This window comes from Rhizobium sp. RU33A (assembly GCF_900156055.1).
Lineage (GTDB): Bacteria > Pseudomonadota > Alphaproteobacteria > Rhizobiales > Rhizobiaceae > Allorhizobium.
Genome location: NZ_FTMQ01000003.1, coordinates 330,073 through 345,059 on the forward strand (window position 1 = coordinate 330,073; position 14,987 = coordinate 345,059).

The following is a 14,987-nucleotide window of genomic DNA, read 5'->3' on the forward strand; positions in this document are numbered from 1 at the left end:
AGGAGAACCCGATGACGATGACGCTCTATTCGCTGTGCGGCGCCGATGCCGCGCGCCCCTTCTCGCCCCATTGCTGGAAGGTCGTGATGGCGCTCCACCACAAGGGACTGGTCTTCGAGGAGCGGCCGCTCGCCTTCACAGCGATCCCGACGGTCGAGGGCGGGTTCTCCAGAACGGTGCCGATCCTCCGGGACGGTCAGGAACTGATCTCTGACAGCTTTCGGATCGCGCTCTATCTGGAGGAGGCCTATCCCGAGCAGCCGAGCCTGTTTGGTGGACAGGGCGGTGTCGCCGCGGCACGTCTGGTGGAGGGCTATTCCCAGCATGTCGTCCATACCGCGATCACGAAGATCGCTCTCATCGACATCCACGACATGCTCGCCCCGGCTGACCAGGCCTATTTCCGCAAGAGCCGTGAGGAACGGCTCGGACGGGCCTTGGAGGACTTGGCCGCCGGTCGCGACGCCGCCATTGCAGCCCTTCCGGCAGCGCTCCAGCCACTCCGTCACATGCTGGCCTTCCAGCCTTTCGTCGGCGGCGCAACCCCGCTCTTCGGCGACTACATCCTGTTCGGTGCTCTGCAATGGCTGAGGGTCACCACGGGCGCAATTCACCTGCCGGCGGATGATCCTGTGAGCCTCTGGGTTGACCGTTGCCTCGAACTCCATGACGGCGTCGCCCGTGCGGTCGCCTGACAGGGCAAAAACCGGCCGATTGTGACGTCGCCGTGAAATTGTCGAACCCCTCTTGTCTTCGTGATTCGGGGCGGGTAGATACCGCCCACTTTCCCTGACAGACAAAAGGATGAGACAGATGGCGATTGAACGCACCTTCTCGATGATCAAGCCCGACGCCACCAAGCGCAACCTGACCGGCGCCATCACCAAGGTCTTCGAAGACAACGGCCTGCGCGTCGTCGCTTCCAAGCGCGTTTGGATGAGCCAGCGCGAAGCCGAAGGCTTCTACGCCGTTCACAAGGAACGCCCCTTCTTCGGCGAACTGGTTGAAGGCATGACCTCTGGCCCGACCGTCGTTCAGGTTCTCGAAGGCGAAAACGCCATCCTGAAGAACCGCGAAATCATGGGCGCGACCAACCCGGCCAATGCCGACGAAGGCACGATCCGCAAGATGTTCGCCCTGTCGATCGGCGAAAACTCGGTTCACGGTTCGGACGCTCCGGAAACCGCTGCGCAGGAAATCAGCTACTGGTTCGCCGACACTGAAATCGTCGGCTGAATCAAGTCCTGAGGCAGAAGCCTCAAGACATTGTAGGAATAGAGAAACCGGGGCCGTAAGGCTCCGGTTTTTTCATGCTTCCATAAGATTGAGACAAGGGAAGGCAGACGTCTGCTCGGACAACGCGTTAGCAATCCTGCCAAGTCGAGATTGATTGGCCGTGGTGGCAGTTCATGCGAGGCTGCTCGCTTATCCGTTCCAGCGATCCCGTGCCGTATCGTCGGCGTCCTTCGCCGCGACCCAGTCGCCGCTGGTGCCATCTTGCGCGTGTTCCTTCTTCCAGAACGGCGCCGAAGTCTTCAGGAAATCCATGACGAAATTTGCGCCGTCGAAGGCAGCCTGACGATGGGGGGCGGCGGCAAGGACGAGAACGATCTGCTCTCCGGCTTCGATCCGCCCGAAGCGGTGGATGGCAGTGAGCCCCAGCAGCGAGAAGCGCTCGATCGCAAGTTCCGCGATCCGGGTCATCTCTGTTTCCGCCATGCCCGGATAATGTTCGAGTTCGAGTGCCGAAAGCATGCCCGCCTCGTCGCGGCAAAGGCCGACAAAGGAGACGAGCGCTCCAATGTCCTTGCGCCCGGCTACGAGAGCCTGCGTTTCCGCTGCCGGATCGAAATCCTCGCGCTGCACGCGGATGGTGGGGGCGGGCCTGGCCGTCACGACTTGTCCTCCAGCGGGATGCCTCTCAGCCGCCGGTCATCGGCGGAAAGATCCCGATCTCACGGGCGCCAGCAATCAGATCGTTATGCTCGACATGTTCCTGGTTGACGGCGACCCGGATCGCCTTGGGAAAGCGCAGCGCCTCCTCATAGCCTTCGCCGAGGGTCGCAAGCCAGGATACCAGCTCGCCGGCCGTCTTGACCTCAGCGGGAATCTCCAGCTCTTCCTCGCCCTTGCCGATCCGCTCGCGAACCCAGGCGAAGTAGACGATCTTCACCATCTCAGTCCACCATGTGCTTCGCGCCGGCGCGGAAATAGTCGTAGCCGGTATAGATGGTCAGGATGGCGGCGATCCAGAGAAGCGCGATACCGATATGGGTGGCGAGGCCAAACTCGACATAGGGTAGAACTTTATCCCCCGCCGGGCCGGCCAGCAGGAAGGCGAGTGCGAACATCTGCGCGGTCGTCTTCCACTTGGCGATCTGGGTGACCGGCACGGACACCTTGAGCGCCGCCAGATATTCACGCAGGCCGGAGACCAGGATCTCGCGGCAGAGAATGGTGATGGCAGCCCAGAGCGACCAGCCAGCAATCGTGCCATCCGCCGCCATCAGGAGCAGCACCGAAGCGATCAGAAGCTTGTCGGCGATCGGGTCCAGCATCTTGCCGATATTCGACGTCTGGTTCCAGATGCGTGCCAGATAGCCGTCGAGATAGTCGGTGATCGAGGCGACGACAAAGATCGTCAGCGCCGTCCAGCGCGCGAAGTCGGAGCTCTGAAGCCGGCCTTCCAGGAAGAAGCACACGACAATGAGCGGCACGGCGAGAATGCGGGCGTAGGTCAGAAGATTCGGAATGTTGTATGCGCGCGAAGCCATGATGCCCTGTCTTTAAACTCTGGTGCTCTAGGTGATGTGATGGATTTCCGGCTGGGCCGTCAACTCAAGAATTCTGAACCGTCTGTATCATCATCTCGACCCCGGATGCGTCGTTTCCGTGTCAATCGCCGCTGCTTTCGTGAAAATGGTTGTAGATGAGGCGCGCAACGGCTTCCGAAATGCCCTCGACAGCCATGAGATCGCTGACGGCGGCCCGTGACACGGCCTTCGCCGTGCCGAAATGCTGCAGCAGTGCCCGCTTGCGCGTCGGGCCGATGCCGGAGATCTCGTCCAGCGGGTTCTTGACCATTTCCTTCTTGCGCCGCGCCCGGTGCGAGCCGATCGCGAAACGGTGCGCCTCGTCGCGCATGCGCTGGATGAAGTAGAGCACCGGATCGCGCGGCGGCAGCGTAAAGTCCGGCTTGCCCTCGACGAAGAAGCGTTCGCGTCCCGCATCGCGATCCACACCCTTGGCAACGCCGATGGCGATCACGCTCTCGGTGATGTCGAGATCGGCAAGGATCTTGCGCACGGCACTCATCTGGCCCTGGCCACCGTCGATCAGAATGATATCAGGCCAGGCGGGGAAGGGGCTGTCCCCAGAGTCTTCCGGGGCCGCGCTGCGGTCCGGCTTGCCTTCTTCCTTCAGCAGGCGCGAGAAGCGCCGTGTCATGACTTCGCGCATCATGCCGAAGTCGTCGCCCGGCGTGATGTCGGTCGATTTGATGTTGAACTTGCGGTACTGCCCCTTCACGAAGCCTTCCGGCCCTGCGACGACCATTCCACCCACCGCATTGGTGCCCATGATGTGGGAGTTGTCGTAGATCTCGATGCGGCGCGGCACGTAAGGCAGCTGGAAGGTTTCGGCGAGGCCGGCCAGGAGCCGCGACTGCGATGCCGTTTCGGCAAGCTTCCGCCCGTGCGCCTCGCGGGCATTGGCATTCACATGATCGACGAGATCCTTCTTTTCCCCACGCTGCGGCACGCTGATTGAAACCTTGTGTCCGGCCTTTTCGGAAAGCGCGGTCGCGAGCAGATCCTGCTCCTCGACCTCTTCGGACAAGAGGATCAGCCGCGGTACGGGTTTGTCGTCGTAGAACTGCGCCAGGAACGAGTTGAGCACTTCGGCTGCGCTCAGTTGCGGATCGGCCTTCGGGAAATAGGCCTGGTTGCCCCAGTTCTGGCTGGCGCGAAAGAAGAAGACCTGAATGCAGGACAGCCCGCCTTCGTGATGGATGGCGAAGACGTCGGCCTCGTCCACGCCGGCCGGATTGATGCCCTGGTGGCTCTGCACATGCGATAGGCCCGCGAGACGATCGCGGAACACGGCGGCGCGCTCGAAATCGAGATCCTCGGCCGCCTCGTTCATCGCGCGCGCCATGGCTTCCTTGACGTTCTGGCTCTTGCCGGACAGGAAGTCCTTCGCCTCGCGCACCAGGCCCGCATAATCCTGATCGCTGATCTCATGCGTGCAGGGGCCAGAGCAGCGCTTGATTTGATAGAGCAGGCAGGGCCGGGTGCGGCTTTCGAAGACACTGTCAGTGCAGGTGCGCAGCAGGAAGGCCCTCTGCAGCGAGTTGATCGTACGACCGACAGCACTCGCCGAAGCAAAGGGGCCGAAATAGTCGCCCTTACGGGCACGTGCACCGCGATGCTTGTAAATGGCGGGCGAGCGGCTGTCGCCGGTGATCAGGATATAGGGAAAGCTCTTGTCGTCGCGCAACAGCACGTTGAAGCGCGGGCGCAGGCGCTTGATCAGGTTGGCTTCGAGAAGTAGCGCCTCGACCTCGGTGCGGGTCGTGACGAATTCCATGTGTACGGTATCGCGCACCATCCGTGACAGACGGTTCGAATGCACACGGCCCTGCGCATAATTGCTGACGCGCTTCTTCAGGCTGCGCGCCTTGCCGACATACATGACCTCGCCGGCCTTGTTCAGCATGCGGTAGACGCCCGGCGCATTGGGAAGCCGTTTGACGAATTCGCCGATCAGGTCTGAACCGGTCAGCCCGGTCTCGTCGAGCCCGTCGACATGCCAGTCGATCTCGATGCCGGGGCGGGTGGCATCCACCTCCACCACGACGTCTTCGTCATCCTCTTCCGAACCGTCATAGAGTATGCCGCCATCGGGCAGCTTTCCTCCATTCATTCATTGATCTCCGTGCCGTGCCAAATCAGATGCTGGCCCCCATCCAAGGCGATCATTTGGCCGGTGATCGACGGCGTGTCAAAAAGAAAGCGGATCGTGCGGCCGAATTCATCGAGCGAGGGGCCGCGCTTGAGGGGCAGGCTGTCAATCTGCGCCTGAAAATCCTCCGGCCGCTGCCGTTCCGAGATCAAGCTGGGCCCCGGGCCGATCGCATTGACCCGAACGCGAGGCGAAAAGGCCTGCGCGAGCGTTTGGGTGGCTGTCCAGAGCGTGGCTTTGGACAGCGTATAGGAAAAGAAGGTCGGTTTCAGCGCCAGGACGCGCTGGTCGATGATGTTGACGATCAGGCCTGCGCTGTCCTCGGGCAGCGCCTTGACGAGCGCGCCACTGAGGATCGCTGGTGCCCGGACATGTACGTTGAAGTGACGGTCGAAGATTTCAGGATCGAAATCGACGGCGGAATCATCCTCGAAGACCGAGGCATTGTTGACGAGCAGCCCGACAGTCCCGAATTCGGCTTCCGTCTGCGCAATCAGTGATCCGGTCTCGGAAATGTTACCAAGGTCCGCCTTCAGCGCGATGGCTCGTTTTCCCTCGGACCGCAATGTGTGGGCCACGGCCTGTGCCTCATCCAGCGAACCATTGGCATGCAATGCCACGGCAAAGCCATGGGCCGCCAAGTCTTCGGCGATGGCGCGGCCAAGTCGTTTTGCGGATCCGGTGACCAAAGCCACCTTCGGGATGCCGTTTTGCATGTGTCTTACCTTGTGCTGTCAGTGGCGTTGCGCTGCATATATGGCGCCGAGACGATATTTAAACGGGGCATTCCTGAAACTTTGCCCGGGGTTTGCTTTGTGGGGTCTGCGTATAACGTAAGTATAATTTTATAAAATCTTAAGTAAATCTCGTAAACCATTTGTTATGGTTAACGAATCGTTTGTGTCTTTTAAGCAACGTCCCGATTTGGTCATGGCGATGCCACAATGAATTCACATTTCCGCTCTTTCATTTCCTCAATTTCTATTCATTTAGACAGTCGGAACGGACAGATTACCCACTAACGTTCAGGCCGCCGTTGGTTCTTAGTGAAGAGCGGCCGGGAACCGAAAGGAGACTAACATGCGTACCCTCAAGATCATGCTTCTGGCATCCGCCACTTCCGTCGCAGCTTTCGCCGCCCAGGCAGCCGACGCCATCTACCAGGCACCGGAAGCCCCTGCAGCAACCGAATCGTACTCTGCACCGGCCGGCAACTGGTCGGGTGCCTATGTCGGTGGTGGTCTGACCTACGACTTCGGCAAGTTCACCGGCTCCAACGACGGCCGTGACGCCAAGGATCTCGGCGGCACCCTCTACGGTGGTTACAACATGCAGAGCGGCTCGATCGTATACGGTGCTGAAGCAGACATCAGCTACGCTGGTGAAGACGGTTCGGCCGGCAGCCAGGCTCCGGTCGGTTCGCTCAAGGGCACCCAGGGCGTCAACGGCTCGGTCCGTGGCCGCGTTGGTTATGACCTGAACCCCTTCCTGGTCTACGGTACGGCTGGTCTGGCTGTTGCCAACCACGAACTGGAAGGCGGCGGCACCAACGACGAGAAGCTGGCAGCCGGTTACACGGTTGGTGCCGGTGTCGAGACCTTCGTCACCGACAACATCACCGCGCGCGTCGAATATCGCTACAGCGATTACCAGAAGCGCGACTTCAACCTCGGTGGTTCGACCATTTCCCGCGGTTTCGACGACCACTCTGTCAAGGTCGGCATGGGCGTGAAGTTCTGATCCACGCGATCCAGAAATAAAGAAAAGCCGGGCATCGTCCCGGCTTTTCTGTTTCTGGTTGGGAGCTTCGGGCGATCAGGCCTTGGGCCGCAGGGCCGGGTAGGGCTCGAAAGCCTTCGCGAACTTGGCCGGCCATTCCGTGAGCGCGGCCCGACCATTTTCCCATTCGCCGGGGAAGCGCAACATCAGGTAGCCGAGGGTGGACGCCAGCGCAAAGTGGCCGCCATGCAGCTTCTTTCCAATCTTTGGCAGGTGCTTGTCGAGATGATCGAGGCCACGATTGATCTTCGCCCATTGCCGGTCGATCGCATCCTGGCTGACGAGTTCCGGCGGCCGGAAGCGCTTTTCGTAGACGATGGCCAGTAGGCTGTCGCAGATACCGTCGGACAGGGCCTCGAGCACATCCGCTTCGGTCCGCTTCTCGTCCTTCTTCGGATAGAGACGTTTGTCGGACAGGCGGTGCAGATACTGCATGATCGCCCGGCTGTCGAAGATGGCCGTTCCGTCGTCGGTGATCAGCGTCGGGATCTTGCCGAGCGGATTGGCGTCGACGAGTTCTGACGGGTTCTCCGCCGTGTTGACCCTGACCTCTTCCAGTTCGATGCCGAGATGGCGGGCCGCCATGCGAACCTTGGACGAATAGGGCGAGGCGGGCGCGAAGAGCAGCTTCATGATGGTTTCCTGTGGCTCTCGTGGCGAACTTAGCGCGTTGGCGGGACGATGATCTCGGAGCGCCGGCAGGACCGGCTGTCGACCTCAGGACAGGCGCGGAAGCCGAGCGACCGGTCGAGGCAGATCCTGACTTCGTCGACTCTCTCCCTATCACAGGTCACGGCGACTGCCGAGCGGGTGAGCCCCGGATTGCTTCGGATGAAGGCTGCCTCCATGGCCTGAGGCGATGTCCGGCTTTCGATATCCACATTGGAAAGCTCGGTCGGAATGCGAATGGTATCATGCGCTTGGCGCACCAGTTTGAAGTACTCGGTCATGCCGAGCCCCGAACACGAGCCGTGTTTGCGCCACTGGTGGCCGATCAACCCCATGCTCGGCATAATGTCGATGACGGTTCGCCCGATCCGCTCGGGGACGCGGCTGCCTTCCGGTGTCGGGCAATTCTCCGGCCAGCCCGTTTCATTCTGCGGCCAAAGCCCGTGCACCACCCATCCGAAGTCCTTGCCCGCGCCGCATTGATCGCGGTTGCGGCCGGCAGCTTCGCCGTCACAGAAGGTCGGCGACCAGGAAAGCGCCAGCACGTAGAAGTCGAACCCACTGCCTTGCGGCGCCTCCGGGGTATCCGTCCTCGTCGTCGGCTGACGCTGTTCGGGAAAGCGAGGCTGCGGGGCGGATTCTGTTGATGGCGCAATTGGCGTGGACCGTTCGGCGGGACCGTCGGCCGGCAGCAGACTGTAGACGACCGAGGCCGCAAGCAGCAGGCCGAAGGCGTAAAGACCGGTATAGCGTCCCATGCGCTGCTCGGCTCCCGCTCAGTCTTCGCCGCGCAGCCAGAAGCAGCGATGTGAGGCGTATCGATCCTGCGCCATCAGCCGCTTCAGTTCCGGCAGGACCAGATGCATTTCGTCCTTCAGCGTGAAGGGCGGGTTGACGATGACGAGGCCGGTTCCGGAAAGGCCCGTCTGCTCGCGGTCGCTTTTCACATGCAACTCGGCGCAGAGCATCTTGGGGATGCCAAGCGCCTGTAGGGCCTCATGGAATTCCTTGATCGGCGCGCCTTTCTTGATCGGATACCAGAGGCAGTAGACACCAGTGCCGAAACGCCGATGCGCCTTGGCAAGCCCGTCCACCAGCCGCTCATATTCGCCCTCGATCTCGAAGGGCGGATCGACCAGCACGATGCCGCGCTTTTCCTTCGGCGGCAGATGCGCATTCAGCGTCAGCCAGCCGTCGAGCTCGGTCACGCGAACCTGGAAGTCACCCTCGAACTGCCGGGCGAGCGCCCGCGCGTCCTCGGGATGCAGTTCCATCGCAGACAGCCTGTCCTGCGGGCGGAAGAGATCGCGCGCGAGTTTCGGCGATCCGGGATAGCGTGTCAGCGGTCCGCCGGCCTGGCGATCCGGGTTGAGCGCCTTCACCGCATCGAGATAGGGCGCCATGATCTCGGCCACCTTCTCCGGCAGCTCGGCATCGATCACCTTGCCGATCCCCTCCAGCCATTCGCCAGTCTTCTGCGCTTCGCCCGACGAGAGGTCGTAGAGCCCGATTCCGGCATGGGTATCGAGCACGCGGAATGCCTTGTCCTTCTGCTGCAGATAGACGATCAGCCGCGAAAGGACGAGGTGCTTCAAGACATCGGCAAAATTGCCCGCGTGATAGATGTGGCGATAATTCATGAAGGCTTCCGATGGCAGTGATGAATTGTTCGAATGGGGCTTTTGAGCGTTCAGGCCTTAGCCTATAACCGGCTCATGAACATCCAGAGCCCCATTCGAAACCGGTCGCTCGGTCATACGGCCTGTCCGCATGACTGTCCATCCACCTGTGCGCTTGACGTCGAGTTGACCGAGGACGGTCGTATCGGTCGTATGCGCGGGGCAACCGAAAACAGCTATACGGCCGGCGTCATCTGCGCCAAGGTCGCGCGATATGCCGAGCGGCTCTACCACCCCGACAGGCTGATCAAGCCGGTTCGGCGGGCTGGCGCCAAGGGTGCAGGCCAGTGGCAGGACGTCACCTGGGAAGCCGCCCTTGACGAAATCGCCGACGCCTTCGTCAAGGCCGAGCAACGCCACGGTTCCGAAGCGGTTTGGCCTTACTTCTACGCCGGCACCATGGGTCTGGTGCAGCGCGATTCCATTGAGCGCTTGCGCCACGCCAAGAGGTATTCCGGCTTCTTCGGCACAATCTGCACCAACATGGCCTGGACCGGCTATGTCATGGGCACAGGCACGCTGCGCGGTCCCGACCCGCGTGAGATGGCCGTCTCCGATTGTGTCGTGATCTGGGGCACCAATGCGGTCGCCACCCAGGTCAATGTGATGACCCATGCGATCAAGGCGCGGAAAGATCGTGGCGCGAAGATCGTCGTTGTCGACATCTACGACAATCCGACGATGAAACAGGCCGACATGGCCTTGATCCTGAAGCCCGGTACGGATGCGGCCCTCGCCTGTGCTGCCATGCATGTCGCCTTCCGCGATGGCTATGCCGACCGCGAATACATGGCGAAGTTTTCAGATGATCCGGCTGGGCTTGAAGAGCATCTGAAGGACAAGACGCCTCAATGGGCCTCGGCCATCACCGGCCTCTCTGTCGACGAGATCGAGGCCTTCGCCCGCCTCGTCGGCCAGACGAGGAAGACCTATTTCCGCCTCGGCTATGGTTTTACCCGCAGCCGCAATGGTGCGGTTTCCATGCACGCGGCCTTGTCGCTCGCAACAGTGCTCGGTTCCTGGCAATACGAAGGCGGCGGTGCCTTCCATTCGAACAGCGACATCTTCCAGCTGAACAAGGCGGAGCTGATGGGCACGGGCATGGTCGATCCAGACATCCGCATGCTCGACCAGTCGCAGATCGGTCGCGTGCTGACTGGGGACGCGGAAGCTCTGCGCCATCGTGGTCCGGTCGACGCACTGATCATCCAGAACACCAATCCGGTGAATGTCGCCCCCGAACAGCGGCTCGTGAAGCAGGGCTTCCTGCGCAACGACCTCTTCGTTGCCGTGCACGAGCAGTTCATGACCGAGACGGCAGAGCTTGCCGACATCGTCCTGCCCGCCACCATGTTCGTCGAGCATGACGACATCTATCGTGGCGGCGGCCAGAGCCATATCCTGCTCGGACCGAAGCTCGTCGATGCGCCGCCTCTGGTACGCACCAATCTCTTTGTAATCGAGGAACTGGCCAAACGTCTCGGAGTGGCTAATCGACCGGGCTTCGGCAAGACCGAGCGCGAGCACATCGAGCGCATGCTCTACATCAGCGGCAAACCCGATTTCGACACGCTGATCGAGGACAAGTGGCTCGACTGCCAGCCGGCCTTCGAGGACGCGCATTACCTGAACGGCTTTGCCCATCCCGACGGCAAGTTCCGCTTCAAGCCGGACTGGGAAAATACGCCAGCCCCGAACAAGCCGCCGGCGAAGCTGGGTTCACTCGGCCCGGTCAAGGCGCTGCCAGTCTATCCCGATCAGGTCGACCTAATCGAAGTGGCCGATGCGGAGCACCCCTTCCGCCTTGCGACCTCGCCGGCGCGCAACTTCCTGAACTCCACCTTCGCTGAGACCAAAACCTCGCGTGACAAGGAAGGCCGCCCCGAGGTCATGGTCAATCCGGCGGATGCCCTGAGCCTCGGCCTTGCCGATGGCGATGTCGTGCGCCTTGGCAATGCCCGAGGAGAACTCCGCATCCATGCCAAGGTGACCGAAGCCGTGAAGCCGGGCGTACTCGTTGCCGAGGGCCTTTGGCCGAACAAGTCCCATCTCGACGGCGAGGGCATCAATGTCCTGACCGGTGCGGATCCGGCCGCCCCCCATGGCGGTGCCGCCTTCCACGACAACAAGGTCTGGATGAGAAAAGCATAAAGATGAGCATTTTCGACAAGGCCCGGATCGCGATCCTGGAAGACAAGACGCTGTGGAAAGGCTGGAGCCATCTGCGCGGCATCACCTTCGATTTCTTCCGCGAGGGCAGGGCGCCGCATCGCCTCTCCTGGGAGGTCTTCGAGCGTCGCAATGCGTCAGCCATTCTCCTGCACAATGTCGACCGCGACACGGTCACTCTGGTCCGCCAGCTGCGCATCGCAGCTCACTTGAGCGGCGAATATCCCTATCTGCTCGAAGCCCCGGCCGGCTTCATCGACGACGGCGAAACGGCGTTGCAGGCAGCGCTCCGCGAAGCGCTGGAAGAAACCGGCTTCAAGATCAGAACGGCCACCCCGGCCTTTGCCGCCTTCATGTCGCCGGGCTCCGTCACCGAAAAGCTGCACGGCTTCTACGCCGCCGTAACCGATGCCGACCGCATCGCTGCAGGTGGTGGGCTCGAGGACGAGCAGGAAGACCTCGAAGTGATCGAGTTATCCTTCTCCGAGGCATTGGAGATGGTGGAGGCCGGCGAGATCATCGACGCGAAGACGATCATGCTCTTGCAATGGGCGGCGTTGCGGAGGAGTGCCGGGGGCGCTTAATCGTCCAGCGACGCGATGTAGCCACCCGTCTGGCGCGCCCAAAGACGGCTGGAAAGACCACCTGCACTCAGCAGATCGTCGGGTCTTCCTTCCTCGACGATCCGCCCCTTGTCGAGCACGACAATGCGGTCCATGCGGGCAATGGTCGACAGCCGATGCGCAATCGCGATCACAGTTTTACCCTCCATCAGCAGGTCGAGCTTCTCCTGGATCGTCGCTTCCGCCTCGCTGTCGAGCGCCGACGTTGCCTCGTCCAACACCAGGATCGGCGCATCCTTGAGCAGCACGCGGGCAATGGCGACCCGCTGGCGCTGACCGCCTGAGAGCTTGACGCCACGATCCCCGACATAGGCCGCATAACCGGTGCGTCCCTCGCTGTCCTTCAGGTCGGCGATGAAGGCATCGGCCTGAGCAAGGCGTGCCGCGGCTTCCAGCTCTGCCTGCGCAGCACCCGGCCGGCCATAAAGGATGTTGTCGCCGACCGAGCGATGCAGCAATGATACATCCTGGGCAATGAAGCCGATCTGCGCGCGCAGGCTCGCCTGGGTCACTTCGGCGATATCCTGCCCGTCGATGATAATGCGTCCGCCGTCTAGGTCGTAGAGGCGCAGAAGCAGGCTCACCAGCGTGGTCTTGCCAGCGCCCGACAAGCCCACGAGCCCAACCTTCTCGCCGGCTGAAACCGACAGCGAGAGGCCGTGAATGATCTGCTGGCTCTCGTGATACTCGAAATTCACTTGGTCGAAGCGGATCTCGCCGCGCTTGACTGAGAGCGCCTTCGCCCCCGGCACATCAACCACCGTCGGCGGCGTGGTCATGACCGGCATGGCGTCGCGAATTGTGCCGATCGCCTCGGATATCTGTTGGCCGAGACTGAGGAAGCCGCGGGAATTGGATGCCAGCCGCTGGGTGATCGTTATCGCTGCGACGAATTCGCCGAGCGTGACAAAGCCATCGGCAATCCCCCAGAGGCTGACTGCAAAGATGGCGATGAACAACAAGGTGTTGGAGGAGATGACCAGGAGATCTGCGGTAAGGCCGATGCGGCGCTCGCGAAACTGTGCGGTCATCGACCGCTCCATCACACGCCGCAGCGCACCGGCCTCGCTGTCCTCGGCGGCGAACAGCTTGACCGTCTGGATGTTGCTGTAGAGGTCGGTCATCTCCCCGACCACGCGGCTGCGCGCCCGCGCCGCCGTCTTGGCCGTTGCGCTAAACTGCGGCACGGCCTGTTTTGCGATCACGCCATTTATGGCGATCCACACGAGGACCGGGAGCGTCAACGGCCAGGACAGCGCAGTCAAAAGCACGACCGATCCGACCATCTGCACAAAGAAGAGTGGCAGCGTCCAGACTGCCGCCGCCATCTGTTGCTTGACGGCCCCTGCCACCTGGGCAATGCGGCTGGCCACCTGGCCCGAGAACTGGTTATGGAAGAAACCAAGATCCTGACTCTCTACCGCCTTGTGGCCATGCCACTGAATGAGTGTGGGAAGGCTGACGCTGAGCACGTGGGCGCCCAGTGCATTGCAGAGAAAGATCAGCAGCGGCAGCACCGGAAAAAACAGCGCGACGAAACCAGCGAGTGGCCACCGATGGGCATCGAGATAGGGAAGCAGACCTTGGCTGGAGATGCCGTCGATCAGGTGCGAGACACCCCAGAGAACAGTCAGATTGACGATCTCGACGCTGGCAGACAGGCCAAGCACGACCAAAAACGACTTCGGTGCGTATGCGACGAAATGCAGGACCAGTCGCAGAGGGCCATCACTCGGAATCCTACGATACGGCACTTCGAGCGGTCGGAGTAGCCTTTCAAAAGGGGTGAAAATCCGATCGGACAACGTCATGGAAGGTCCCTGGCAACAGCACTGCGTGATCAAAATGAGAACACGAATAGAGCTGAGTCCAGCGGAGAGAGGAACCCTTAGATTTGGGTGGGCTGCTATCCTCGGAGCGGACCGCGTGCCGCCCTGACTGCGGTTGTCTTTGGAAAGACAAGAAAGAATCGAAGTCGTAGAGCTCTCTTTCTCAGACTCTCTCGGGATGATGGAGGCTGGCGAGATCATCGACGCCAAGGCGTTTATGCTCTTGCATTGGGCGGCGTTGAAGCGCAGCGACCAGCTAGGCTAGAAGCTCCCCTTCACGCCTGCTGATAGAGTGATCGACTGAAAATCAGCCGCTGCACCATCCTCAAAACTACCGCTCGCACCGGTTACGGTGTGGCGGACATGGGCGTCGCCCCGTGTCTTGAAGATCTTCTGGAAGTCGCCCCCGACATAAATCGATGCCGATTGCAGGATCTTGTAGTCGGCCGTGACTGTCGCTCCAACCATTGGCGCCGGGTCAAGCGTGTCGGTAAAGCGCAGATTTCTGAGCCAGTGGTCATCGACGCCTTTGTAGCTGATGGCTGCACCACCGCGCAGAACGCCCGAGAGCGTCATGGCGCCGATCTTCTGTTCGGCATTGGCGCTCAGGAACACAGTTGGAATGCGCTGTTCGTAGGTAATGCCCTTCAACCCGTCGGCGAAACTGCCGACCATGTCATGTAGTGTCGTATCGGTATAAATGTAGCTGCCGCCGCGGGCCGTCCATTTGACATTGGTGTAACCGATGCCGCCACCGAGGCCGAGGCGGGTGGCACCCGTGTCAACGAGCGCCCGTTCGGCTTCGAGGAGCACGTTTATGTAGCGGTCAAGCTCGGTATCCGGATGCAAGGACTGGTGCGTCCAGCCGGAATAGGAGGTACTCAGCCAGTCGCGATCTTCCATGTAACCGTTGCCGCCGAGACCGACATCGAGCCGTCCCTTTAGCTTCCAGGCGTAGCCGATGTCGACTTCGCCGCCTAGCGTGCCGGTAACGACGCCCTTGCTCTCCCAGTCGAGCTGACTGATCTTGCGTCCGCCGCTATAGACATATTCGCCGGCCTTGATGTTAGCCATTCCGACGCCGGAATAGTAGAGCACCGAGCCGGCGGATGCCCCCCTATACGCATCCTGGCCGAATGCCGGTGTGGCGAGCAAAAGCGCGCCTCCGAGAAGGAGAGCGTGATTGATCTGGGACTGGAACATGAGCTGACCGTATCGATTGAATAATCGTCACGGTTGCATGGTTATGGTTAAGGGATTGCTACCTTGCGTCGGCT

Annotated in this window: 15 protein-coding genes; 5 read left to right on the forward strand and 10 right to left on the reverse strand. The window is 61.2% G+C overall.

The window, feature by feature from the left end:
* Positions 1 to 11 precede the first annotated feature (11 nt).
* A complete protein-coding gene (locus tag BW978_RS12490; protein WP_076395567.1) occupies positions 12 to 695 on the forward strand; it encodes a glutathione S-transferase family protein in 684 nt (227 codons plus the stop codon).
* Positions 696 to 813: 118 nt separating this feature from the next.
* Positions 814 to 1,236 (forward strand): nucleoside-diphosphate kinase, encoded by a 423-nt coding sequence (ndk, locus tag BW978_RS12495; RefSeq protein ID WP_076395569.1) that lies wholly within the window; start codon positions 814 to 816, stop codon positions 1,234 to 1,236.
* 189 nt (positions 1,237 to 1,425) lie between these two features.
* On the opposite strand, the gene BW978_RS12500 is transcribed toward ndk, so the two are convergent.
* The 5 genes from BW978_RS12500 to BW978_RS12520 form a co-directional block, all read right to left on the reverse strand.
* On the reverse strand, positions 1,426 to 1,896 hold the full coding sequence (locus BW978_RS12500) for a molybdenum cofactor biosynthesis protein MoaE (RefSeq protein ID WP_076395571.1): 471 nt from the start codon (positions 1,894 to 1,896) through the stop codon (positions 1,426 to 1,428).
* 25 nt (positions 1,897 to 1,921) lie between these two features.
* Positions 1,922 to 2,176, reverse strand: coding sequence for a molybdopterin converting factor subunit 1 (moaD, locus tag BW978_RS12505; RefSeq protein WP_076395573.1), 255 nt, complete (start codon positions 2,174 to 2,176; stop codon positions 1,922 to 1,924).
* A 1-nt stretch (position 2,177) separates the two neighbouring features.
* Positions 2,178 to 2,774: a CDP-diacylglycerol--glycerol-3-phosphate 3-phosphatidyltransferase gene (gene pgsA / locus BW978_RS12510; protein WP_054150530.1), complete on the reverse strand. Its 597-nt coding sequence runs from the start codon at positions 2,772 to 2,774 to the stop codon at positions 2,178 to 2,180.
* Between the two features lie 121 nt (positions 2,775 to 2,895).
* Positions 2,896 to 4,923, reverse strand: coding sequence for an excinuclease ABC subunit UvrC (gene uvrC, locus BW978_RS12515; RefSeq protein WP_076395575.1), 2,028 nt, complete (start codon positions 4,921 to 4,923; stop codon positions 2,896 to 2,898).
* Positions 4,920 to 5,678 (reverse strand): SDR family oxidoreductase, encoded by a 759-nt coding sequence (locus tag BW978_RS12520; RefSeq protein ID WP_076395577.1) that lies wholly within the window; start codon positions 5,676 to 5,678, stop codon positions 4,920 to 4,922. Before BW978_RS12520 ends, uvrC begins: the two co-directional genes overlap by 4 nt.
* Positions 5,679 to 6,042: 364 nt before the next feature.
* Here BW978_RS12520 and BW978_RS12525 point away from each other — a divergent pair, with 364 nt between their 5' ends.
* Positions 6,043 to 6,702, forward strand: coding sequence for an outer membrane protein (locus BW978_RS12525; RefSeq protein WP_076395579.1), 660 nt, complete (start codon positions 6,043 to 6,045; stop codon positions 6,700 to 6,702).
* Between the two features lie 75 nt (positions 6,703 to 6,777).
* Here the strand turns inward: BW978_RS12525 and BW978_RS12530 are convergent, their stop codons facing one another.
* The 3 genes from BW978_RS12530 to BW978_RS12540 are packed head-to-tail and all read right to left on the reverse strand — an operon-like array spanning position 6,778 to position 9,050.
* On the reverse strand, positions 6,778 to 7,374 hold the full coding sequence (locus BW978_RS12530) for a glutathione S-transferase family protein (protein ID WP_076395581.1): 597 nt from the start codon (positions 7,372 to 7,374) through the stop codon (positions 6,778 to 6,780).
* 29 nt (positions 7,375 to 7,403) lie between these two features.
* Entirely contained in the window at positions 7,404 to 8,168 is a 765-nt protein-coding gene (locus tag BW978_RS12535) for a ribonuclease T2 family protein (protein ID WP_076395583.1), read from the reverse strand.
* 18 nt (positions 8,169 to 8,186) lie between these two features.
* On the reverse strand, positions 8,187 to 9,050 hold the full coding sequence (locus tag BW978_RS12540) for a 23S rRNA (adenine(2030)-N(6))-methyltransferase RlmJ (protein WP_076395585.1): 864 nt from the start codon (positions 9,048 to 9,050) through the stop codon (positions 8,187 to 8,189).
* 33 nt (positions 9,051 to 9,083) lie between these two features.
* On the opposite strand from BW978_RS12540, the gene BW978_RS12545 reads away from it, so the two are divergent.
* Both BW978_RS12545 and BW978_RS12550 read left to right on the forward strand, forming a co-directional pair.
* Entirely contained in the window at positions 9,084 to 11,240 is a 2,157-nt protein-coding gene (locus BW978_RS12545; protein ID WP_076395587.1) for a molybdopterin-containing oxidoreductase family protein, read from the forward strand.
* A 2-nt stretch (positions 11,241 to 11,242) separates the two neighbouring features.
* Positions 11,243 to 11,842 (forward strand): NUDIX domain-containing protein, encoded by a 600-nt coding sequence (locus BW978_RS12550; protein WP_076395589.1) that lies wholly within the window; start codon positions 11,243 to 11,245, stop codon positions 11,840 to 11,842.
* On the opposite strand, the gene BW978_RS12555 is transcribed toward BW978_RS12550, so the two are convergent.
* Both BW978_RS12555 and BW978_RS12560 read right to left on the reverse strand, forming a co-directional pair.
* A complete protein-coding gene (locus tag BW978_RS12555) occupies positions 11,839 to 13,692 on the reverse strand; it encodes an ABC transporter ATP-binding protein (RefSeq protein ID WP_076395591.1) in 1,854 nt (617 codons plus the stop codon). The two genes, BW978_RS12550 and BW978_RS12555, sit on opposite strands and share 4 nt — an antisense overlap.
* A gap of 279 nt (positions 13,693 to 13,971) precedes the next feature.
* Positions 13,972 to 14,913 carry an omptin family outer membrane protease gene (locus BW978_RS12560; RefSeq protein ID WP_076395593.1) on the reverse strand — a complete coding sequence of 314 codons (942 nt, stop codon included), beginning with the start codon at positions 14,911 to 14,913 and terminating at the stop codon, positions 13,972 to 13,974.
* Between the last annotated feature and the right edge of the window lie 74 nt (positions 14,914 to 14,987).

Bases quoted from the DNA above. Each gene is read 5' to 3' on its own strand.
- BW978_RS12540 (WP_076395585.1), bottom strand. From the start codon at position 9,050: ATGAATTATCGCCACATCTATCACGCGGGCAATTTTGCCGATGTCTTG.
- BW978_RS12535 (WP_076395583.1), bottom strand. From the start codon at position 8,168: ATGGGACGCTATACCGGTCTTTACGCCTTCGGCCTGCTGCTTGCGGCC.
- BW978_RS12545 (WP_076395587.1), top strand. From the start codon at position 9,084: ATGGGGCTTTTGAGCGTTCAGGCCTTAGCCTATAACCGGCTCATGAAC.
- pgsA (WP_054150530.1), bottom strand. From the start codon at position 2,774: ATGGCTTCGCGCGCATACAACATTCCGAATCTTCTGACCTACGCCCGC.
- BW978_RS12550 (WP_076395589.1), top strand. From the start codon at position 11,243: ATGAGCATTTTCGACAAGGCCCGGATCGCGATCCTGGAAGACAAGACG.
- BW978_RS12555 (WP_076395591.1), bottom strand. From the start codon at position 13,692: ATGACGTTGTCCGATCGGATTTTCACCCCTTTTGAAAGGCTACTCCGA.
- moaD (WP_076395573.1), bottom strand. From the start codon at position 2,176: ATGGTGAAGATCGTCTACTTCGCCTGGGTTCGCGAGCGGATCGGCAAG.
- BW978_RS12560 (WP_076395593.1), bottom strand. From the start codon at position 14,913: ATGTTCCAGTCCCAGATCAATCACGCTCTCCTTCTCGGAGGCGCGCTT.
- BW978_RS12525 (WP_076395579.1), top strand. From the start codon at position 6,043: ATGCGTACCCTCAAGATCATGCTTCTGGCATCCGCCACTTCCGTCGCA.
- BW978_RS12520 (WP_076395577.1), bottom strand. From the start codon at position 5,678: ATGCAAAACGGCATCCCGAAGGTGGCTTTGGTCACCGGATCCGCAAAA.
- ndk (WP_076395569.1), top strand. From the start codon at position 814: ATGGCGATTGAACGCACCTTCTCGATGATCAAGCCCGACGCCACCAAG.
- BW978_RS12530 (WP_076395581.1), bottom strand. From the start codon at position 7,374: ATGAAGCTGCTCTTCGCGCCCGCCTCGCCCTATTCGTCCAAGGTTCGC.
- BW978_RS12490 (WP_076395567.1), top strand. From the start codon at position 12: ATGACGATGACGCTCTATTCGCTGTGCGGCGCCGATGCCGCGCGCCCC.
- uvrC (WP_076395575.1), bottom strand. From the start codon at position 4,923: ATGAATGGAGGAAAGCTGCCCGATGGCGGCATACTCTATGACGGTTCG.